Origin of the sequence: Burkholderia singularis (assembly GCF_900176645.1) — a bacterium.
Lineage (GTDB): Bacteria > Pseudomonadota > Gammaproteobacteria > Burkholderiales > Burkholderiaceae > Burkholderia > Burkholderia singularis.
This window is the reverse complement of record NZ_FXAN01000093.1, coordinates 1-20,344: the sequence shown is the minus strand read 5'-3', so window position 1 is coordinate 20,344 and position 20,344 is coordinate 1. Positions and strand designations below refer to the sequence as shown.

Here is a 20,344-nt window from a genome sequence, read left to right as displayed (position 1 = left end):
AGTCGGAAATTGCTAACAGCGACCAGCGCAGTTAGCTCCCTGCAATCGCCACTACGGACGCAGTGCTGGATCGAGATATCAGACTGTTCATGGGGCGGCAAGGGAGCTTGGCGCGGCAACGTGTTTGTCTGACGAAGTGCCAAGTATAAGGAACCTCAAGGCATATGAGCCGGCCAGCCATGCCCGGCATTCGTTCGGTGACGACATTACCTTGTACAACCCGAGACGATCTTTTTCAAATCTGAAAGATCGGATGCGAGGTGAGGTTTACTTTGCGTCACTGCTTGCGATCAAATCGGCAGCATGAACGCCCCGATGGTCATACTTAAAAATCTCGGTAATCCAACGGCGTGGCAGCACAAATGCGGCGCAGGCGGATATATCAATATCGCCCTCCTAATGGAGTATTGCCGGAGCAGGTTGATTCCAATCGTTTGGAGCGGTGCCATCTGCCACTCCCAGCAACGGCTCAACTTAATGGAGGAAGCGCGCCGCCGGTACGCCAATCTACAAACCGTCCGGTTCCCGACCGCGCGTGTCACGGTCGGTTTTCAGGTGACGGCACAGTTCTGATGATGAAGGCGCAAGCTCATACTCGGCCTACTGTCGTTGGAGACGATGTCGGCGAGGATTGAAGAGGTGAAGCGCCGCGGATGCGTCAGCGCCGTCCTGTATACGCTTTCGTTTCAGGCGCCGAAATTCTACGAGAAGCAGGGCTACAAGGTTTTCGGCGAGGTGCCGTGCCTGCCGGCGGGCACGGCACGCGTCTTCCTGGTTAAGACGCTGTGACTGAATGCGGGTGAGCGCAGGAGAACGCGACGAGCCGCTCCTGCAGCGACAGCGTGCGGTCGGCGATCAATTTTTTCCAGTCGGGGCTCCGCATATCGATCTCGTCGTAGACGCGGTCGATCGGCGTTTCGTTGCCAGGGAAGTAGCGGTACAGCTAGCGGCCGGGTGACACCGATCTGTCTCGCGTGCTGCCGGGAAAGCCATGCGTCGCGAAGTGCTAGATCGCCTTTTCGACGCTCTGCCGCTCGCGCGCCTCCGGCCCGAGCCGCCGGCCTGGCGGGACGGCATTGCCGTCGGCGTCCGTTCCGCGTTCGCGGGCCGGCGTACCGCGTTTTCTTTCCGTCATGCATGCGCGCCCGATGGCGCGCATGCTTAAACTATCGAGCGAAAAATAGCACGATTGCGGCATGGAATACGGCGCGCGACCCGGCCGTTGCCGTCGCGCGCTCCGTTGCGGGAGCGTCGCCGTTAAGCCGCACGTCCGGTGCGCGAGCGGGGCATTCAGAAAAATTCAGCCCGCCGCCATGACATTCAGGCCGGCCTTCACTAGTCTTGCTCCCGAACTGCCGCATCGGCCGGACGCCACTCGGCAAGCCGGACCCGCCGGCGAAACCGGAGCGAAACATGCGTTATCTGATCTCGTCGCGCGCCGCCATTGCCGGCGCAGTCGACATATTCCAGGAAGCCGGGTCATGCCGACGCAGCAAGTAACCGCGCGCACTGCTGCCGCGCCGGACCGCGTGCGTGGCGAGGACGTGTTTCTCGCGTCGATCGCCGGCTATGTCGACACGCTCGGCTTCGTCGCGTTGTTCGGCCTGTTTACCGCGCACGTGACCGGCAACTTCATCCTGATCGGTTCGGGTCTGGCCGGCGTCGGACAAGGTCTCGCGATCAAGTGGCTCGCGTTTCCGGCTTTCATCGCCGGCATCGTCGGCGCGCGCATGCTCGACCATCGGATGCGCTTGCTCGGTCATGGCGCGCGGGCACGTGCGTTGTATGCGCTACAGGCGATGCTGCTGGCCGGCGTGATGGCCTCGCCGATCGCCGACGCCGACGCGCACGATTCTGTGCGGCCTGCTCGGCGCCGCGGCGATGGGCGTTCAGAACGCGCACGCGCGGCTGACGGCACGCTCGGTGGTCGCCAACACGGTGATGACAGGCAATGTCACGCAGGCGGTGATCGACGCGTTCGACTGGCTCGTGCCGCTCGCCGCGCCGTCCGAACGGGAAGCGGCGCGCGCGCGCCTGCGGCGCACGGTGCCGCCGATCGCCGGTTTTGCGCTCGGCGCTGGCGCGGGGGCGGCCGCGTATCTGTTCGCAGCGTTTTGGGCGCTGCCGCTCGCGGTGCTGTGTTTCCTCGCCTATCAATCCGGTCGGCCCGACGAGCGGCCGGTGCAACGCTGAATGCGGGCGCGGCGTGCTGCCGCGCTTGTCCTCGCCACCATGCTTGACGATGTTGGAAACGGGGGGCGGCGGGCCGCCGCACGTGATCGTTTGTCCGGCAGATTGAAACGAGCAGGGTGTCCGATCGCGACCCAGCGGATGCGAAATGCAAGTACCTCGACGAATCGCTCGACAGTCGCTGTCCGCCGGTCGCGAGCATCGAACGGCTTGTTTGCGTTCGGTACCCGGCCGCCGGCCGATTGTCCAGTTCACAACGAAGCCTTCCAGGCCGCCGATCAACCGCGATGAATAGGCGATGATGCCCGTGGGGAGCCATCGCGCGACGATCGTGCGATGGCGCAGCATGTGTTCGTCGAGCTCGTCCACCGCGTGGCCGGCGTCCGGTGGGAGGTCGCAAGATGACGCATGAAGCGCTCGAAGATGGCTTCGTGTTGGACGACCGATCGCGGAGAGAATGCGCGCCGGGCGTCCGGCGCTCGCCCGACGCGAAACCGACCGCTCAACAAGGATTTCGATGGATTCGGCGGGAGCACTGTCGAAGAAAAACCTTTATCGACAGCCGATGATGGAAATCGGTGAATATCTAGGAAGCTCGGATGGAGCGGGCGATGGGAATCGAACCCACGTCATCAGCTTGGGAAGCTGAGGTAATGGCCATTATACGACGCCCGCGAAGCGCTGAAGTATAAGGCATTCCACCTCCCCGGGCAACTTTGTGCGCCCCGCCATTGCCTTAATTGCCGTTCCGCAGCGCTTCGCGGAGAGTGCGCGGCCGATATAGCCCCCGGCACCGCGTCTCGAACCGCTCGCGCGCATGCCGAACCGCCTTGCGTCGCCGAGGCGGCGACGCGTGCCATGTGCGCCGCGCTCATGGGCTGCTTGCGTGTGCCGCAAGTCATGAACCGGTTAGACATCGCTATCGAATGGGAGGTTTTCGTCTTCCGGTCTTTTCCCGGTCACGCAGCAACACGCAAGCGCTGGTGGCCGTTGCCGAGCGCAGCTTCTTTGCGGGTCCGCTACCGGTTCCCAGGCCGCTTGAGTTTCTTGCGGGCCTGCTCGGCCTTGGCTCTGATCACGCAATCGTCGGCGTGATCGTTGACGATGCCCATCGCCTGCATGAACGAATAGACGGTGGTCGGCCCGACGAATTTCCAGCCCCGTGCCTTCAACGCCTTGGACAGCGCGATCGATTCGGGCGACGTCGACACCACCGCCTGCGCTTTTGCGCGCGGCTCGGCAGGGCGCTCGTAACGCCAGACGAACGCCGCGAGCGATCCCTCTTGATCGATGAGTTCGCGGGCCCGTTGCGCATTGTTGATCACCGCCTCGATCTTGCCGCGATGGCGCACGATGCCTGCGTCGGCGAGCAGGCGGTCAACGTCGCGCTGGGTGTAGCGCGCGATCTTGTCGAAGTCGAAGTGATGAAACGCCGCGCGGAAATTCTCGCGTTTCGCCAGGATGGTGCGCCAGCTCAGCCCAGACTGGAAGCTTTCGAGGCATAGCTTTTCGAACAGGTGGCGATCGTCGTCGACTGGAAAGCCCCATTCGCTATCGTGATACGGAAGAAACTCGGGGGCGGCGTTGCACCAGCGGCAGCGCAATTTTCCGTCGGGCCCGGCGATCGTCATGGTCATGAGGATTTCTCCCGATTCGGGAACGTATGGTTTCGGTATCCGCGATGATAGCGTCGATTCGACGCATGTCCAGCTTCGGCCGGTCGCGCAGACCGCGTGACCGGCGCGCGTTCGTTTGTCTTTGGTTCAACGTGCCGGTTCGCTTGCCGCGTGCGTTGGCCGTGCGTCGTACATCGTGCTTCGGCGGCGGAGCGTAGTGCGATTAGCAGGCATGTGGATCGCCGCGCATCGTCGAGCGGGGGCGCGGGCGGACGGAGCGGCCCAGCCCGGTATGGTGGCGGCCATCGATGCGGTGCGCGGGAGGCGGATGTATGATGACGAGTTTCTCGCGCTCGAGCGCCGGTTGCGTCGGCGCGTCGAAGCCCGACGGGTGTCTACGTCTACCTCTTCATTCAACGCCAGATAGGAGCAGCCTTGTTCTATTCGATCGCAGCCATTTTCGTCGGCGCCGGGCTCGGTGCATTGTTGCGCTGGTTTTTGAGTCTCGGCCTGAATGCGATCTTTCCCGCTATACCGCTCGGCACGCTCGCATCGAATCTGATCGGCGGCTATCTGATCGGCGTCGCGATCGCCGTGTTCAGCGCGAAGGCGGGGTTGCCGCCGGAGTGGCGGCTGTTCGTGATCACGGGTTTCATGGGCGGCCTCACGACGTTTTCCACTTACTCGGCCGAAGTGATTTCGCATCTGGCGCAGGGTGAACTCGGTTGGGCGTTGGCCGTTGCTGCCCTACACTTGATAGGTTCATTCACGTTGACGTGGCTCGGCATGGCGAGCGCGCGAGCGTGGCTCGTGCCGGGCTGATCCGCCGTAGGCGGGGGAGGGGGCGATGAACGGGATCGCCTGCGAGGCGCGCGCAAGATCGGGTCTTGCTGCGCTTTTATGTCCATGAGGATCATCGTCTGCACTGGAAGCCGCTCTGGGAATGGCTGCTCGACGAGGCGAACCGGATGGGCATCGCCGGCGGCTCGGCATTTCGCGCGATCGCGGGATTCGGCAGGCACCGGATGCTGCACGAAACCCGTTTTTTCGAGTTGCAAGGCTCGCTTGCGATCGAAGTCGAATTCATTGCGACCGACGACGAAGCACGGCAACTGATCGAGCGCGTATCGCGCGAGAAAGTGCGGCTTTGTTATGTGACGATTCCGGTGCGCTTCGGCGTGATCGACAATCTCGACGAAGGCGCCGCGCCGGCGGCGCCCGCCGGCGCGCGATGATGCCGCCGGTGCCGGCGCGCGCGGCCCATCAGATGCCGAACAGCGTCAGCGAAACGGCGGCGCGCGTGACGATCATGATCAGCACCTGGACGATCACGAACAGCAGGAGCGGCGACAAGTCGATGCCGCTGAGATTCGGAATCAACCGGCGCAGCGGATTCAGGAGCGGCGCGGTCAGTTGATAGAGGATTTCCATCGCGGGCGAGCGCGGATTGAGCCACGACAGCAGCGCCATCAGAATCGTCAGCCACAGCACGAGGTTGAGCGCCCATTTCACGACCGTCAGCAGCGCGACGATGACGAGCGTCGGCGCGATCGACAGCGCGTCGACCCCTGCCATCGACACCATCAGCGTCACATAGACGAGCGACGTGATGACGGTTGCGGCGACGCTCGCCCAGTCGATCCCGCGCACGCCCGGGATGATATGCCGCAGCGGCAGCACGAGCCAGTTGGTCGCTTGCAGCACGGTCTGCGTGACGGGGTTGTACGGCGGCACGCGCACGGCTTGCAGCCAGACGCGCAGGAGCAGCGCCGCGCCGAACAGCGTGAAGACGGTATTGAGCAGAAAGCGGGCGATCTCGCCGAACATCGTTGGAATCCTTTTCTGGGTACAGGCAGTCGGGTAGCGTGCCGGCGCCGTCTGCGGACGGCGCGCATCGGGCGTCACCTTATCACGGCTCGCCGTCTGCGGGGCGGGTGGCGGCGCGCTCCGGCGCGAGCGACGCGGTGACGGCGCGCTCGATCGCATCGAGCGATGCGGGCGCAACGGACGACGGTGTGCGCTGCCGCGCAAGCGCGAGCGCGCGGCGGGTATGGAGCGCGTAGAACGTCGCGTGATCGCCGCCTTGCGATGCGAGGCGCGCGAGCTGCCGCGCGACGACACCGGCGTCGCCGCGTGACACGGGGCCTGACAGTGCGTTCGCGAGCCCCTTGTCGCGAGCGGTTTCGAGCGTGCCGGCAAGCATCGGCAACAGCGCGCGCAGCGCGTCGTCCTCGGCCAGGCCGAGCGTGCGCCACAGCTCGACGCATTCGGCGAGATTGGACAGCGTGAAGCTTGCCGCATAGTGGGCGGCCGCGTGATAAAGCATCCGGTCGTCCGGCGTTAGTTGGCCTTGTGGAAATGGCAGCGGATGGCAGCCCAGCGCGGCGGCGAAGGCGGTGAGCAGATCGTTCAGCGCGCCGTCGGCTTCGATCGTCACCGAGCAGCCTTCGATGCGCGTGAGGTCGGCTTCGCCGCCGCCGAACAGATAGAGCGGGTGGAAGCTGCCCGTCGCGGCGCGCTGCGTCCGCGCGGGCGCCAACAGCGCGAGGCTCGATGCGCCGCTGCAATGGACAAGCGCTTGCCCGTGCGCACGGTCCGGCGCGAAACGCAGGCTGGCGGCGATCCCGGCGAGCACGTCGTCGGGTACGCTCAGGAAGATCAGCTCGGCGTGATCGACGACCGCTTGCGGCGAGTCCAGCGCAGCGCAGCGAACGGTTTGCGGAGCCGCTGGGCGGGCGTCGGCCTGCGCTTCGCGAGCGGCCGAATCGATGTCGACCAGTTCGGCCAGTGCCGCGGCCGACGCGGCCGAGCGGCTCGCGACGGCGGTGACGGCGTACCCGGCGCGGGCAAGCCGGCGCGCGACGCAGCGGGCAAGCCGGCCTGCGCCGATGAAGCCGATGCGAGGCGAGGCGGATAAGGGCATGGCGGCGGGTCCTGAGGTTGGGGCGGCGCAATTCGTCAGTATCGCGTATTTGGGGGCGCACGGCGTGCTCCAGCCCCAAAATCGGTGTGGCTGCCGGAGCGGAATCCGTCTTTTGTCGGCAATGTGCTGTCTCTAATTTGTAATCGTTCATTACCGGCCGCGCCGCGCGCGCCTGCGCCGATCGCCCGCGATTCGCCGAACGGCTGACGGGCCGCCCGCGCGGGACGTTTCACGACGCCGCGCGAACCAACGCCGGCCCGCTTTTCGAAATTGCAATTTGCAACAAATGGTCGTGGCTCGTGATAGCGGTTTTCGCTACATTCGTCGCATGCAGCAAGCTACCTTTGCTGTCGATGCGGCCGGCACCCGTTGCCTGTCGCCCAGGAGAACCAAAGTGAAAAAGCTCGTTCCGTTGATCGCCGCCGCCGCACTGGGTCTCGGCATCGCGGGCGCCGCGCACGCGCACGTGTCGATCGGCGTCGGCATCGGATTGCCGCTCGTCGCGCCGGCGTATCCGGTTTACGCCGCGCCGCCGCCCGTCGTATATGCACCGCCGCCGCCCGTCGTCTATGCGCCGCCGCCCGTTTATTACCCGCCGCCCGCGGTCGTGGTGGGCGGCTACTACGGGCGTCCGTACTGGCATCACGGCTATTACGGCGGCTACGGCCGGCCATACTGGCGCCGTTGACGCGGTCGGCCGGCGCGCCCGGCAGGCGGCGCGCCGCATGACGGCGCGGCACGGAGCGATTCGTGCCGCGCCGTTCGTCTTTCCGGGCAGCAAAAGCCGGGTGAAGCTGGGACAATATTCGCTTCATTCCAACCCATCGCCTTGCTGCGCCATCGTCCATGTCCACTTTCCCCACCCCCGATTCGATCGTTCTTCCCACCTATGACGACGTCACCGATGCAGCGGCCCGGCTGGCCGGCGTCGCGCATCGCACGCCCGTGCTGACGTCCCGCACCGCCGATGCGCGCACCCGCGCGACGCTATTCTTCAAATGCGAGAATGTTCAGCGGATGGGCGCATTCAAGTTTCGCGGCGCATACAACGCGATTTCGCATTTCGATGTCGAGCAGCGTCGCGCAGGCGTGCTGGCCTATTCGTCCGGCAATCATGCGCAGGCGATTGCGCTCGCCGCGCGGCTCGCGGGCATCTGGGCGACGATCGTGATGCCGCAAGATGCGCCCGCCGCGAAGATGGCGGCGACGAAGGAGTACGGCGGCGAAGTGATCACCTACGACCGTTATACGGAAAGCCGCGAGGAGATTGGCGCGCGGCTTGCCGACGAGCGGGGGATGACGCTCGTGCCGCCTTATGACCATCCGCATGTGATCGCAGGGCAGGGGACGGCGGCGAAGGAACTGATCGACGAAGTGGGCGAGCTGGATATGCTCGTCGTTCCGGTGGGCGGCGGCGGATTGATCGCGGGCAGCGCGTTGTCGGCGGCGGCGCTCGCGTCCGGCTGCAGCGTGATCGGCGTCGAGCCGCAGGCGGGCAACGACGCGCAACAGTCGCTGGCGCGCGGCGAGGTCGTGCATATTCCGGTGCCGCGCACGATCGCGGACGGTGCGGCGTCGACGCATGTCGGTGCACACAACTTTCCGATCATCCGAAAGCTCGTCGAGCGAATCGTCACGGTCAGCGACGCGCAGTTGGTCGACACGATGCGCTTTTTCGCCGAGCGTATGAAGATGGTTGTTGAGCCGACCGGCTGTCTGGCGGCGGCGGCGGTGCTGGATGGCGTGCTGCCGGTGGCGGGCAAGCGCGTCGGCGTGATCCTGAGCGGGGGCAACGTCGATCTCGCGCGCTACGGCGAGTGGTTGCGCGGGTGAGCGGTGTGCCGGGCGCGGCGGGCTTGGCTTGGCGGCGGGGGAACGCGATCCCGGCGAAGCGGCCCGGCCGCCAGCCGGGCCCGCATCTGACGCCGCGGCGTCCCAGGCGTCCTGCTTGCCGCTGGGCCGCTTGCCTGCCGCGTTGCGGCCCATGCAAATCCCGCCGCTGTCAGGCGGTGACGTTCGGAATCAAGTCGCGAGCGCCGCCGGCGATCGCGTCATACGAGAAATAAGCGGACAACCGCGCCGATATCAAATGTCACGCCAAATGGCACGCGCATCGGCCCTCTGTCCGCGCGCTTTTCGTCGTCCGGGTTCATCGCGCGATGACGGCACAAAACGCTACGGCAGCCGCGGCGCTCACGACAAGCCGATTTCGGTCCACAGCCGATCGACGCGCGCCTTCACGGCGGCGTCCATCTCGATCGGCCGGCCCCATTCGCGTTGCGTTTCGCCGGGCCATTTATTGGTCGCGTCGAGGCCCATCTTCGAGCCCAAGCCCGCGACGGGCGAGGCGAAATCGAGATAGTCGATCGGCGTGTTTTCGACGAGCACGGTGTCGCGCGCCGGATCGACTCGCGTCGTGATCGCCCAGATCACTTCCTTCCAGTCGCGCACGTCGACGTCCTCGTCGACGACCACGATGAACTTCGTGTACATGAACTGCCGCAAAAAGCTCCAGACGCCGAACATCACGCGTTTCGCATGGCCCGCGTAGCTTTTCTTCATCTGGACGATCGCCATCCGGTAGCTGCAGCCTTCGGGCGGCAGGTAGAAATCGGTGATCTCGGGAAACTGTTTTTGCAGCAGCGGCACGAATACTTCATTCAGCGCGACGCCGAGCACGGCCGGCTCGTCAGGCGGTTTGCCGGTGTAGGTCGTGTGATAGATCGCGTCGCGGCGCATCGTGATGCGCTCGACGGTGAACACCGGAAACCATTCCTGCTCGTTGTAGTAGCCCGTGTGATCGCCGTAAGGTCCTTCGAGCGCGTGTTCGTAAGCCGCCGCCGGGCCGGTGGCCGGCCGGGGCGGCGCGCCGGCCGGCGCGGGTGCCGCGCGGTCCGGCTGCGGGTGGATGAAGCCTTCGAGCACGATCTCGGCGCGCGCGGGCACCTGCAGCGTGTCGACACCGGGCGTCACGCACTTGGCGAGTTCGGTGCGCGCACCGCGCAGCAGGCCGGCGAACTGGTATTCGGACAGCGTGTCGGGCACGGGCGTGACCGCGCCGAGCGTCGTCGCCGGATCGGCGCCGAGCACGACGGCGACCGGGTAGGGCTGGCCGGGATGGCGCAGCGCGAACTCGCGGAAGTCAAGCGCGCCGCCGCGATGCGCGAGCCAGCGCATGATCAGCTTGTTGCGGCCGATCAATTGCTGGCGATAGATGCCCAGATTCTGGCGGGTCTTGTTCGGCCCGCGCGTGACCGTGAGCCCCCACGTGACGAGCGGCGCGGCGTCGCCCGGCCAGCAGGTCTGGATCGGCAGCCGCGCGAGATCGACGTCGTCGCCTTCCCAAACGATTTCCTGGCACGGCGGCGCGGATACGGTTTTCGGCCCCATATCCCAGACGGCCTTCGCGAGCGACAGCAGCTTGCCGGCGTCCTTCAGGCTTTTCGGCGGATCGGGTTCCTTGAGCGCGGACAGCAGCCGGCCGATGTCGCGCAGCGACGCGAGCGCGGCCTGGTCGTCGGCATCGACGCCCATGCCGAGCGCAACGCGCCGCGGTGTGCCGAAAAGATTGCCGAGCACCCCAAACCGATAGCCGGGCGGCGCGTCGAACAACAGAGCGGGGCCGCCCGCGCGCAGCACGCGATCGCAAAGCTCGGTCATCTCGAGCACGGGCGATACGGGTTGCGTGACGCGCCGCAGCTCGCCGAGCCGCTCGAGGTTGTTCGTGAAATCGCGTAAATCTTTGTATCTCATGAAGAATATCCGGGCCGCGCGCGGCAGGCGGCGGCGGTGAGGGCAGGCATCGGGTCCGCCCGGAAGCGAGCGCCGATTTTACCCGGCCGAACGGTCAGCCGCCCGAAATCTCAAAAAATGGCGGCGGATCGGGATGCCAGACGGTAAGCGGCACCGGCCGCAGCGCTCTGTCTAAACATTACTTTTTGTTATGAAAATCTATTTCTATAGTGTTGACGATCTATAAAACCCTGCTAGAATCCGCTCACATTGGTTGCAGGCTCAAGTTTTTTGAACCAATCCATCCCCGGTCCTATAGACGCAACGCGTCTCCGTCGGCCGACACCTGCACGGTTTTTCGACGGTCTGTTTGTTGCCCTGGCCAGCGCCCAGTCAGCGCTGGCTTTTTGCGTGGGAGCCACCGCGCGTGTGCCCGCCTCTGTGCGCAGGCTTAATTCCGCCGTGGCCCCGGACGGTACTTATACCGTCTCTCCGATACCGATGCGGTCCAACCAAGACGCTCGGTGTCTTGATTCCGCGGCAGCGCGTCACGTCTCGCCATCCAGAGCCGAGCGAGCCGCAGGCGTCATGCTCATGGAGGATCTGAATGAATGCTTGGTTATCGTGGCGCCCCAACGAGCGGCATGCGCAGATGTTGCGCGTTGTGCTGCGTCGTGGGACGCGTGTCAGTCACCATTTGTTTAGCGTCGTCGGCTGCTGCGCGGTGGCGGTTTCGCTCGCGCTATGGCTGCTGCCGAACGTGCGCGGCACGTTGGCGGCGAAGCTGATGCCTTTTGTGTCGGCTGCGGTCGAGGCGGGCCCGGCGCGGCTGCTTAGCGGCCATCCGCTGCCGTCGTTCGGCCCTTCGGGCGTGAACGAGAACGAAGCGATGGTTCGTGCGCAGACGGTATCTGCCACGCCGGTCGCGGCAGCCGCGGCGAGCCCGGCGGACGCGACGTTCGATGCGGTGCGCAATGGCGTGTCGCCGGTGTCGCTCGCGAAACTGATCCCGGCGCAGCGCGTTGCCGCCGATGCGCGCGACAATCGCGCGCTCGTGTCCAATCGCGAGCAGGCGCTCGTCGCGACTTATCTGGCGCGGCGCTACCGCGTTGCGCAGGAGCCGCTCGGCCAGCTCGTGAAGACGGCATTCGAGACGGGCCGGGAAGTCGGCATCGATCCGCTGCTGATTCTGGCGGTGATGGCGATTGAATCAGGGTTCAATCCCTACGCCGAGAGCGGCGTCGGCGCGCAGGGCCTGATGCAGGTGATGTCGAAGGTCCATTCAGACAAGTTCGAGTATTTCGGCGGCACGGGCGCGGCGCTGCAGCCGCTCGTCAACATTCAGGTTGGCGCGCTCGTGCTGAAGGATTGCATTGCGCGCGGCGGCTCGGTTGCCGGCGGGTTGCGGCTGTACGTCGGCGCGGCGTCGGCGGATGACGGCGGCTATGGCGCGAAGGTGATCAGCGAACGCGATCGGCTGCGCGATGTCGCGCGTGGCCGCAAGGTGCCGATCTTCACGCCGCAGCAGCCTGCGCAGGGGGCGGTGACGACGGTGGCGGTGTCGGCGCCGGGCGCGACGGGCGGATCGCAAAAACGCGTGCACGCGACGCTCGACAGCGCGCACCCGCTGACGATGAATTCTGCTGCCGCGTCGAAGGCGCAGCCGCAGGACGACGATGCCAGTGTCGACACGGCGGCGAAGCACGATCCTGCCGCCCCCGATCTTGGTACCTGACTCGGCGTCTGGGCGGATTGCCACTGTTCCGGTTCCGGCGGGAGCGGTTGAGGATAAAGAATGAGAAAAGGCCGGGCCACGCTTTCAGCGGGCCCGGCCTTCTTGTATCCGGCCAGACCGTTTTCCGGGCGAACGGCTGGGAGGTCCGTAGTTTGGCAGTGTCGAGCGGCGCCTGCGCCGTGCCGCGTCGGGCGGTGCAGTGTGGTGTGATGCGGCGCGGCTCGCGCGACGCACCGCTGAACACGACCGGGGCGGTGCGCCCGAGCCCAGCGCGCCTGGCGGATACGGCGCTTCGAGCCCATTGGGCTACCGTTTCGTTTGCACAGCCTCTGCTTGGCCGCCAGTGCAATCTAGCGCGGCGCGCGGCGTGGTGATTACCCGCCAAACAGCTTGTGTAGCCGCTCGATCGCTTCTTCCAGCCGCGCATACGCGGTTGCATACGATAGCCGGATATAGTCGCGCGGCGCATGGATGCCGAAATCCATGCCCGGTACCAGCACCACGCCCGCGTCGTGCAGCATTGCCTGCGTGAGCGCGGCGCTGTCGCGGGCCGCCGGGTGCGCGACGCCGCCGCATTGCGCGTAAACATAGAATGCGCCATCCGGCATCACCGGCACTTTGAAGCCGACCGATTCGATAGCCGGCACGATGAAGTCGCGGCGGCGCTGGAATTCGGCGCGGCGCGCTTCGTAGATGGCGAGCGTATCCGGCTCGAAGCACGCGAGCGCTGCATGTTGCGCGAGCGCGGAAGCGCAAATGAACAGGTTCTGCGCGAGCTTCTCGAACGTGGCGACGAGCGCCGGCGGCACGACGAGCCAGCCTAGCCGCCAGCCCGTCATGTTGAAGTATTTCGAAAAGCTGTTGACGGTGACGACGTCATCGCTGAACGACAGCGCCGATACCGGTGCGCCGCCGTAGCTCAATCCTTGATAAATCTCGTCGACGATCGCAAAACCGCCGCGCGCACGCACCGCGCCGATGATCCGGCCGAGTTCGTCGGGCGCGAGCGACGTGCCCGTCGGGTTCGACGGCGACGCGAGCAGCACACCGCGCGTGCGCTCGGTCCAACGGGCGTCCACGTCGCGCGCGGTGAGCTGGAAGCGCGCTTCGGGGCCGCTCGGCACGAGGATCGCGCGGCCCTCGGCCGTCGCGACGAAGTGGCGGTTGCACGGGTATGAAGGATCGGGCATCAGCACCTCGTCGTCGCGGCCGACGAGCGCGACGCAGGCGAGCAAAAGCGCTGCCGACGCCCCCGCCGTGACGACGATGCGCTCGGGCTCGATCGCGAGCCCGTATGCGCGCGCGTAGTGCGCGGCGATCGCTTCGCGCAGCGGCGCGATGCCGAGCGCGCTCGTATATTGCGTGACGCCGCGGCGCAACGCGGCGGCGGCCGCCTCGACGACCGGCTCCGGCGCGGTGAAATCCGGCTCGCCGATGCTCATGTGGATGATGTCGCGGCCCGCGCGCTCGAGCGCGGCGGCTTCCTTGACGATTTCCATCACATAGAACGGCTCGATCGCATCGACGCGCGACGCAAGCCTGACGGGCGAATCGGTGGCGGTGTTCATCGTCGGATAGAGGCGATTACAAAAGGGAGCGGGCGACGCAGGGGCCGCAGCGGGAAACGCCCGCGCGCGGCGGCGATGCGGTTGCATGAACGCCGCGCGCGGCATGGGCCGGCAGGCGGGCGCACCGACAGCCGCCCGGCGCGCCCGCCGGGCGCATTACGACGGGGCGCGCCGCGCCTGCGTTTCGGTCGGCCGCAGCTTGACGGCGAGCTTGTCGAGCACGCCGTTCACGTACCGGTAGCCGTCCGAGCCGCCGAACGTCTTCGTCAACTCGACCGCTTCGTTGATGATCACGCGATACGGCGTTTCGATCTGGTGCGTGAGTTCATACGTCGCGATCAGCAGCACCGCGCGTTCGACGGGCGAGAGCTGGTCGATCGGGCGATCGAGGTTTGGCGAGAGCGCGTCCGAGAGCGCCGCGTGTTCGCGGATCACACCGTGCAGCAGGGTATCCAGCAGCGTCTTGTCGGCCTTGTCGTAACCCAGTGCGCCGCGCAATTGCGCGTCGATCTCGCCCGGCGCCGCATTCGACAGCAGCCATTGATACAGGCCTTGCGTCGCAAGCTCGCGCGATTGCCGGCGGGCGCTCTTCTTCATGCGCGTTCCTCTTCGTCGTCTTCTTCGTCGTCCTCGTCCTCTTCGTCGTCGCTGAGTTGATCGAGCGTGATCGTGAGATTGGCCATCTCGACGGCAACGCGCGCGGCGTCGCGACCCTTTTCGGTCATCCGCGCGATCGCCTGTTCGTCGGTGTCGGTCGTGAGCACGGCGTTCGCGATCGGCGTGTTGAAATCGAGCGCGATGCGCGTGATGCCCGCGCCGCTCTCGTTCGACACAAGTTCGAAGTGATACGTCTCGCCGCGGATCACCGCGCCGAGCGCGATCAGCGCGTCGAACTGGTTGCTTTCCGCGAGTTTTTGCAGCGCGAGCGGAATCTCGAGCGCGCCCGGCACCGTCACGAGCAGCACGTCCTCGCCGGCAACGCCCAGCCGTTCCAGTTCCTCGACGCAGGCATCGGCGAGGCCGTTGCACACGGGTTCGTTAAAGCGCGACTGAACGATGCCGATACGCAGGCCGTCGCCTTCGAGATTCGGTTGATATTGTCCGATTTCCATATTTTTTCCGTAAAGTGGATGAGCGGTGTGATTGACTGCAGCGCAGGCTGACGACAAGTACGGCACGAAAGCCGTGACAAAACCGTTACGCGCCGCCCGGCATCGGCTCGAAGCCGACGACCTCAAGGCCGTAGCCGGACATGCTGCCGAGCTTGCGCGGATTCGACAGCACCTGCATCTTGCCGACGCCGACATCACGCAGGATTTGCGCGCCGATGCCGAACGTCTTGAAATCGACCGGCCGGCGCTTGAGCGCGGCCGCCTTCTCTTGTTCGTCGAACGCGAGGAACACGTCGACGAGGTGCTCGTTGGTATCGCCGCAATTGAGCAGCACGATCACGCCGCACTCACGCTCGGCGATCGCCTTCATCGCGGCGTGCAGCGTCCATGAGTGGGTCGACACGCCGGTTTCGAGCAGATCGAGCACCGACAGCGGCTCGTGCACGCGCACGAGCGTGGCTTCGTGCGACGCGGGCGTGCCGCGCACGAGCGCGATATGCGGCGAGCCGCTCGGATGGTCGCGGTACAGCACGGCCTTGAACGCGCCGTGCGCCGTTTGCATCGTGCGCTCGGCGACCCGTTCGATGATCGATTCGGTGCGGCTGCGGTAGTGGATCAGATCGGCGATCGTGCCGATCTTCAGCCCGTGCTCGCGGCCGAATTCGATCAGATCCGGCAGGCGCGCCATGGTGCCGTCATCCTTGATGACTTCGCAGATCACGGCCGCGGGCGTCAGGCCCGCGAGCGCGGTCAGGTCGCACCCCGCCTCGGTGTGGCCCGCGCGCACCAGCACGCCGCCCGGCTGCGCCATGATCGGGAACACGTGGCCGGGCTGGACGATGTGCTCGGGCCGCGCGTCGTGCGCGACGGCGGCGGCGATCGTGCGCGCGCGGTCGGCCGCCGAGATGCCCGTCGTCACGCCTTCGGCCGCCTCGATGCTGACCGTGAACGCGGTGCCGTATTGCGTGCCGTTGCGGTACGTCATCAGCGGCAGGTTCAGCAGCTTGCAGCGCTCCTGCGTGAGCGTGAGGCAAATCAGCCCGCGGCCGTAACGCGCCATGAAATTGATCGCTTCCGGCGTGACGAATTCAGCGGCGAGCACGAGGTCACCCTCGTTTTCGCGGTCTTCTTCGTCGACCAGGATCACCATCCGGCCGGCTTTCAGCTCGGCGATGATGTCGGGCGTGGAGGCGAGCGTCATAAAGGGATGCATGAAAGGGAAAGCGCGTATTTTACGCCACGCGCGGCGGGTTATCGCCTCGGATGGCGCGACGGCCCGTTGCATTGGCCGAACGGCCGATGCGGCCGGGCGCGGACGAATCCGCGGGCGGGGTGCGGACCCTTGCATTCCGGGGGAGGCCGGATGGCGTTGCGGCGCGGCCTGGATCGGCCGCGCGGTCTCCGGCCCAGCCTGGTCCGGGTTGAACTGGCCTTGCCTGGCTTGGCAAGCGTCCGGCTTACAATGTTCGTTGCCGCGCGATGCGCGGGCCTTGAACATGACAGTCTCCGCCGATGCCTGAATCACTCCGCACACCGCTCGACGCGCTGCTTGCCGATATTCGCGCGTGTCGCGCCTGCGAGGCCGAGCTGCCGCTCGGCCCGCGTCCGGTGCTGCGCGCGCGGCGCGACTCGCGCATCTTGATCGTCGGGCAGGCGCCGGGCGCGCGCGTGCATGCGAGCGGCGTGCCGTGGGACGACGCGAGCGGCAAGCGGCTGCGCGAATGGCTGGGCGTCGATGCCGGCACGTTCTACGACGCGTCGCGTTTTGCCATTGTGCCGATGGGATTTTGCTATCCGGGCCGCGGCGCGAACGGCGACAATCCGCCGCGTCCCGAATGCGCGCGGCTGTGGCTCGACCGTCTGCTCGCGGAACTGCCGGCGATCCGTCTCACGCTGCTGATCGGCCAGTATGCGCAGCGGCATTTCCTGCGCGACGCACGCCGGGCGTCGTTGACCGAAACCGTTCAAGCGTGGCGTGAATACGGCCCGGCGGTACTGCCGCTGCCGCATCCGTCACCGCGCAACCAGGCGTGGTTCAAGCGTCATCCGTGGTTCGGCTCCGATGTGCTGCCGGAATTGCGGCGGCGCATCGCGCGGCAGCTTGGCGCGCCCGGCGGCTGATTCCGGCAATCGATTTACCGGGAAGGCTGGCCGCCGGCCGCGGAGGCGGTGGCCAGCATCCGCTCCACATACCGCGCGATCAGATCGATTTCGAGATTGACCTGCGAGCCCGGCTGCAAATGCTTGAGCGTCGTCACCTCGACCGTATGAGGAATCAGATTGATCGAGAATTCGCAGCCGTGCGCTTGATCGTCGATCGCGTTGACCGTGAGGCTCACGCCGTTGACGGTGATCGATCCCTTGTATGCGAGATAGCGGCCAAGCTCGCGCGGCGCGACGATGCGCAGCTCGTGCGACTCGCCGACGCGCGCGAAGCGCGTGACGACCCCGAGCCCGTCGACGTGCCCGGACACCAGATGGCCGCCGAGCCGGTCGTGCGCGCGCAGCGCCTTTTCGAGATTCACTTCGCCCGGCGCGGCGAGGCCGACCGTGCGGTTCAGGCTCTCGCGCGAGATCTCCACGTCGAACGTGTCGGCCGTTTTCGCGATGACGGTCATGCACGCGCCCTGGATCGCGATACTGTCGCCAAGCGCGACGTCGGCCAGATCGAGCGCGCCGGCGCGCACGGTGGCGCGCACGCCGGCCTCGGGTTCGGCGCCTAGCGGCGCGATCGTTTCGATGCGGCCGACTGCCGCGACGATTCCGGTAAACATTTTGGTCGGTTTCCGTTGTCAGAGAGTGGAGGGCGCAGCGGTGTGAGCGCCGACGAAACGCGCGAGCACGCGCAGGTCGTCGCCGATGCGCTCGACGCTGTGAAATGCGAGCCGCGCGCGGTCCGCGAGCGACGCGGGCCCGGCGAGATCGAACATCGATGCCGCATCCGCGCCGAGCAGGGTCGGCGCGACGTAGACGAGCAGTTCGTCGACGCAATGCTCGCGCAGCAGCGAGCCGTTCAGCTTATGGCCCGCCTCGACGTGCAGCTCGTTGATCTGGCGCTCGCCGAGCGCGGCGAGCATCGCGGGCAAATCGACCTTGCCGTGCGCGTTCGGCAGGGGCACGATCTCGGCGCCGCGCGCGCGTAGCGCCTGCGCGCGCTCTTCGCGCTGCGCGTCGAGCGCGCCGCAGAAAATGACGGGCGGCGCGTCTTCGAGAATGTGCGCGGTGAGCGGCACGTCGAGGCGGCTGTCGACCAGCACGCGCCGCGGCTGCCGCGGCGTGTCGACGCCGCGCACGGTGAGCCGCGGATCGTCTTTGCGCACGGTGCCGATGCCCGTCAGAATCGCGCAGGCGCGCGCGCGCCACTGGTGGCCGTCTGCGCGCGCGTCTTCGCCGGTGATCCATTGGCTTTCGCCGGATGCGAGCGCGGTGCGGCCGTCGAGCGACGCGGCGGCTTTCATCCGCACCCACGGCCGGCCGCGCGTCATCCGCGACACGAAGCCGACGTTCAGCTCGTGCGCGTCGTGCGCGAGCAGGCCGCAACGCACGTCGACGCCCGCATCGCGCAGCATCGCGAGGCCGCGTCCGGACACCTGCGGATTCGGGTCTTCCATCGCGGCGACCACCTTGCCCACGCGCGCGTCGATCAGCGCATGCGCGCACGGCGGCGTGCGGCCGAAGTGGCTGCATGGCTCGAGTGTCACGTAGACGGTCGCGCCGCGCACGTCGTTGCCGCGCGCGCGCGCGTCCTTGAGCGCCTGCACTTCCGCATGATCCTGGCCGGCCGGCTGGGTGAAGCCTTCGCCGATGACGGCGTCGCCGTTGACGATCACGCAGCCGACGCGCGGATTCGGCGTCGTCGTGTACATCCCGCGCGCGGCGAGCGCAAGCGCGCGTTGCATGTGGATAAAGTCCTGTTCCGAAAACATGGGCGCGTCCTGTGGTTCGAGCGGCCGCGCGCTCAGCCGGCGAGCACCGCGAACGCGCGGCGGGCGGCGGCAAGCGTGGCGTCGAGCGTCGCGTCGTCGTGCGCGCTCGACACGAAACCCGCCTCATAAGCGGACGGCGCGAAATACACGCCTTCGTCGAGCATCAGGTGGAAGAAGCGCTTGAAGTGCTCGATGTCGCTCTTGGTTACGTCGTCGAAGCGGGTCGGCACGCGCTCGGTGAAGTAGAGGCCGAACATCGCGCCGATCGCATCGGCCGAAAACGGCACGCCCGCCGCGTGCGCCTCGGCGGCGAGGCCGTCGGCGAGGCGGCGCGTCTTGTCGGCGAGCGCGTCGTAGAAACCGGGCGCCTGGATCAGTTTGAGCGTCGCGAGCCCCGCGGCGACCGCGACCGGATTGCCCGATAGCGTGCCGGCCTGATACACCGCGCCGAGCGGCGCGAGTTCGGCCATGATGTCGCGGCGGCCGCCGAAGGCGGCGGCGGGCATGCCGCCGCCGATCACCTTGCCCAGGCAGGTGAGATCCGGCGTGATGCCGTAGTGCTGCTGCGCGCCGCCGAGCGCGACGCGAAAACCGCACATCACTTCGTCGAAGATCAGCACGGCGCCGTGCTTCGTGCACAGCGCGCGCAACGCATTCAGGAATTCGGGCGTGCCGCGCACGAGATTCATGTTGCCCGCGACGGGCTCGACGATCACCGCGGCGATTTCATCGCCGAACGCGGCGAACGCTTCGTTCAGCGCGGCGACGTTGTTGTATTCGAGGACGGTGGTGTATTTCGCGACGTCGGCCGGCACGCCCGCCGACGTCGGGTTGCCGAGCGTGAGCAGCCCCGAGCCCGCTTTCACGAGCAGGCTGTCGGCGTGCCCGTGATAGCAGCCCTCGAACTTGACGATCCGGCTGCGGCCGGTGAAGCCGCGCGCAAGGCGCAGTGCGCTCATGGTCGCCTCGGTGCCGCTTGAGACCATGCGCACCTGCTCGATCGACGGCACGAGCTTCACGATTTCCTCGGCGATTTCGATCTCGGCCTCGGTCGGCGCGCCGAACGAAAAGCCGTCGGCAAGCACGTGCTGGACCGCGTCGAGCACCTCCGGATGCACGTGGCCGACGATCATCGGCCCCCACGAGCCGATGTAGTCGATATAGCGCTTGCCGTCGGCGTCCCAAAAATACGCGCCTTGCGCGCGCTTGACGAAACGCGGCGTGCCGCCGACCGAGCGGAACGCGCGCACCGGCGAATTGACGCCGCCCGGATTGGTTCGTTGCGCGCGTTCGAAGAGAGTTTGATTGTTCGACATGAATGGGACCTGCGACAGAGAGGGCCGTGCGCGCGAGCGGCGGGGCCGCGGTTCGCGTCGGACGGCGTATCGGGGATGGCTATGCGTTGACCGCTCGATTGTACCTAAGACGCGTGCGGCGCGAGTCCGGCGCGGGCGTGGCGGTTTGGCGCGCCGGGGCGCGCGGGTGACGCGCCGTGCGCGGCGCGCGGCGGACGATCGCGCTCGTGCCGATGCGCTGGCAGGG

At 66.7% G+C, this 20,344-nt stretch carries 17 protein-coding genes, 1 tRNA gene and 3 pseudogenes; 9 read left to right on the top strand and 12 right to left on the bottom strand.

The genetic code is table 11. The annotated features are described in order from the left end of the window. Positions 1 to 303: 303 nt before the first annotated feature. The 3 genes and pseudogenes from BSIN_RS20000 (at position 304) to BSIN_RS19985 (ending at position 2,193) form a co-directional block, all read left to right on the top strand. Complete coding sequence (locus BSIN_RS20000) at positions 304 to 573, top strand: hypothetical protein (RefSeq protein WP_089341739.1); 270 nt, start codon at positions 304 to 306, stop codon at positions 571 to 573. Positions 574 to 636: 63 nt separating this feature from the next. Then, a pseudogene (locus tag BSIN_RS19995) lies at positions 637 to 789 on the top strand (GNAT family N-acetyltransferase); the annotation flags it as partial. Positions 790 to 1,481: 692 nt separating this feature from the next. Continuing rightward, positions 1,482 to 2,193, top strand: a pseudogene (locus BSIN_RS19985) (YoaK family protein). Between the two features lie 597 nt (positions 2,194 to 2,790). On the opposite strand, the gene BSIN_RS19975 reads toward BSIN_RS19985, so the two are convergent. Both BSIN_RS19975 and BSIN_RS19970 read right to left on the bottom strand, forming a co-directional pair. After that, a tRNA-Gly gene (locus BSIN_RS19975) sits at positions 2,791 to 2,865 on the bottom strand. A gap of 344 nt (positions 2,866 to 3,209) precedes the next feature. Beyond that, entirely contained in the window at positions 3,210 to 3,827 is a 618-nt protein-coding gene (locus BSIN_RS19970; protein WP_089341736.1) for a DNA-3-methyladenine glycosylase I, read from the bottom strand. A 414-nt stretch (positions 3,828 to 4,241) separates the two neighbouring features. Here BSIN_RS19970 and crcB point away from each other — a divergent pair, with 414 nt between their 5' ends. Then, a complete protein-coding gene (crcB, locus tag BSIN_RS19960; RefSeq protein WP_089341734.1) occupies positions 4,242 to 4,628 on the top strand; it encodes a fluoride efflux transporter CrcB in 387 nt (128 codons plus the stop codon). Between the two features lie 65 nt (positions 4,629 to 4,693). Further along, positions 4,694 to 5,041 (top strand): DUF190 domain-containing protein, encoded by a 348-nt coding sequence (locus BSIN_RS19955; RefSeq protein WP_089341733.1) that lies wholly within the window; start codon positions 4,694 to 4,696, stop codon positions 5,039 to 5,041. Between the two features lie 28 nt (positions 5,042 to 5,069). Here the strand turns inward: BSIN_RS19955 and BSIN_RS19950 are convergent, their stop codons facing one another. After that, positions 5,070 to 5,633 carry a YggT family protein gene (locus BSIN_RS19950; protein WP_089341732.1) on the bottom strand — a complete coding sequence of 188 codons (564 nt, stop codon included), beginning with the start codon at positions 5,631 to 5,633 and terminating at the stop codon, positions 5,070 to 5,072. 82 nt (positions 5,634 to 5,715) lie between these two features. Beyond that, the gene (locus BSIN_RS19945; protein WP_089341731.1) at positions 5,716 to 6,729 is read right to left on the bottom strand and encodes a Rossmann-like and DUF2520 domain-containing protein; all 1,014 of its coding nucleotides are present in this window, start codon (positions 6,727 to 6,729) and stop codon (positions 5,716 to 5,718) included. 394 nt (positions 6,730 to 7,123) lie between these two features. Here BSIN_RS19945 and BSIN_RS19940 point away from each other — a divergent pair, with 394 nt between their 5' ends. Beyond that, a complete protein-coding gene (locus BSIN_RS19940; RefSeq protein WP_089341730.1) occupies positions 7,124 to 7,417 on the top strand; it encodes a hypothetical protein in 294 nt (97 codons plus the stop codon). Positions 7,418 to 7,575: 158 nt separating this feature from the next. Further along, entirely contained in the window at positions 7,576 to 8,562 is a 987-nt protein-coding gene (locus BSIN_RS19935) for a threo-3-hydroxy-L-aspartate ammonia-lyase (protein ID WP_089341729.1), read from the top strand. 360 nt (positions 8,563 to 8,922) lie between these two features. On the opposite strand, the gene BSIN_RS19930 is transcribed toward BSIN_RS19935, so the two are convergent. Next, complete coding sequence (locus BSIN_RS19930; RefSeq protein ID WP_089341728.1) at positions 8,923 to 10,482, bottom strand: UbiD family decarboxylase; 1,560 nt, start codon at positions 10,480 to 10,482, stop codon at positions 8,923 to 8,925. 586 nt (positions 10,483 to 11,068) lie between these two features. Between BSIN_RS19930 and BSIN_RS19920 the strand changes: the two genes are divergently transcribed. Further along, positions 11,069 to 12,196, top strand: a complete 1,128-nt coding sequence (locus BSIN_RS19920; RefSeq protein ID WP_089341727.1) for a lytic transglycosylase domain-containing protein — start codon at positions 11,069 to 11,071, stop codon at positions 12,194 to 12,196. 374 nt (positions 12,197 to 12,570) lie between these two features. Here BSIN_RS19920 and BSIN_RS19915 read toward each other — a convergent pair whose 3' ends face one another. The 4 genes from BSIN_RS19915 to ribBA all read right to left on the bottom strand — a co-directional run bounded on the left by BSIN_RS19915 (position 12,571) and on the right by ribBA (position 16,077). Continuing rightward, positions 12,571 to 13,764, bottom strand: coding sequence for a pyridoxal phosphate-dependent aminotransferase (locus BSIN_RS19915; RefSeq protein WP_089341726.1), 1,194 nt, complete (start codon positions 13,762 to 13,764; stop codon positions 12,571 to 12,573). Between the two features lie 156 nt (positions 13,765 to 13,920). After that, positions 13,921 to 14,361, bottom strand: coding sequence for a transcription antitermination factor NusB (gene nusB / locus BSIN_RS19910; RefSeq protein ID WP_089341725.1), 441 nt, complete (start codon positions 14,359 to 14,361; stop codon positions 13,921 to 13,923). Continuing rightward, the gene (gene ribH / locus BSIN_RS19905) at positions 14,358 to 14,876 is read right to left on the bottom strand and encodes a 6,7-dimethyl-8-ribityllumazine synthase (RefSeq protein WP_059519923.1); all 519 of its coding nucleotides are present in this window, start codon (positions 14,874 to 14,876) and stop codon (positions 14,358 to 14,360) included. Before ribH ends, nusB begins: the two co-directional genes overlap by 4 nt. An 85-nt stretch (positions 14,877 to 14,961) precedes the next feature. Next, the gene (ribBA, locus tag BSIN_RS19900; RefSeq protein WP_069233976.1) at positions 14,962 to 16,077 is read right to left on the bottom strand and encodes a bifunctional 3,4-dihydroxy-2-butanone-4-phosphate synthase/GTP cyclohydrolase II; all 1,116 of its coding nucleotides are present in this window, start codon (positions 16,075 to 16,077) and stop codon (positions 14,962 to 14,964) included. A 311-nt stretch (positions 16,078 to 16,388) separates the two neighbouring features. Here ribBA and BSIN_RS19895 point away from each other — a divergent pair, with 311 nt between their 5' ends. Beyond that, complete coding sequence (locus BSIN_RS19895) at positions 16,389 to 16,997, top strand: uracil-DNA glycosylase family protein (protein WP_089341724.1); 609 nt, start codon at positions 16,389 to 16,391, stop codon at positions 16,995 to 16,997. Positions 16,998 to 17,011: 14 nt separating this feature from the next. Here BSIN_RS19895 and BSIN_RS19890 read toward each other — a convergent pair whose 3' ends face one another. The 3 genes and pseudogenes from BSIN_RS19890 to hemL all read right to left on the bottom strand — a co-directional run. Continuing rightward, positions 17,012 to 17,650, bottom strand: coding sequence for a riboflavin synthase (locus BSIN_RS19890; RefSeq protein ID WP_089341723.1), 639 nt, complete (start codon positions 17,648 to 17,650; stop codon positions 17,012 to 17,014). Positions 17,651 to 17,668: 18 nt separating this feature from the next. Continuing rightward, a complete protein-coding gene (gene ribD / locus BSIN_RS19885) occupies positions 17,669 to 18,802 on the bottom strand; it encodes a bifunctional diaminohydroxyphosphoribosylaminopyrimidine deaminase/5-amino-6-(5-phosphoribosylamino)uracil reductase RibD (protein ID WP_089341722.1) in 1,134 nt (377 codons plus the stop codon). A gap of 32 nt (positions 18,803 to 18,834) precedes the next feature. After that, positions 18,835 to 20,139, bottom strand: a pseudogene (gene hemL / locus BSIN_RS19880) (glutamate-1-semialdehyde 2,1-aminomutase); the annotation flags it as partial. Between the last annotated feature and the right edge of the window lie 205 nt (positions 20,140 to 20,344).